The sequence below is a fragment of the Neisseria sp. P0001.S005 genome, from assembly GCF_051963715.1.
The window spans coordinates 1-407 of sequence record NZ_JBQCTZ010000674.1 but is presented as its reverse complement, the minus strand read 5'-3'; the positions used below and the strand labels follow the sequence as shown (position 1 = coordinate 407).

General features: G+C 47.2%; 1 protein-coding gene. It reads left to right on the top strand.

The features are described from left to right. On the top strand, nt 1-210 hold a 210-nt coding region (locus ACTHSP_RS22315), incomplete at its 5' end, for a phosphate acyltransferase (RefSeq protein ID WP_440347051.1). Nucleotides 211-407: the final 197 nt, after the last annotated feature.

The window sequence follows — 407 nt, the reverse complement described above, 5'->3', positions numbered from 1 at the left end:
GGTCAAGCAACCGTTTTGGTTTTCCCAGACCTCAACACCGGCAACTGTACTTACAAAGCCGTACAACGCAGCGCCAACGTCCTGAGCGTAGGCCCGTTGTTGCAAGGTTTGCGTAAACCGGTTAACGACTTGTCACGCGGCGCATTGATTGAAGACATCGTCTTCACCATCGCCCTGACTGCCGTTCAAGCCAAACAAATGCAAGGCTGATTGACAAGCTGATGCTTTGAAATCAAAGGCCGTCTGAAACCGATGTTTCAGACGGCCTTTCGTATCTTTACGCCAACTATATTATAATTCGCCATTATTTTCTGAAAGACTGCCCCAATGACTGCCTACCAGCAACAACTAGCCGACAAAAAGCAATATCTTCAGCAACTTTTCCAAGGACTGGATTTTCCTGAAAT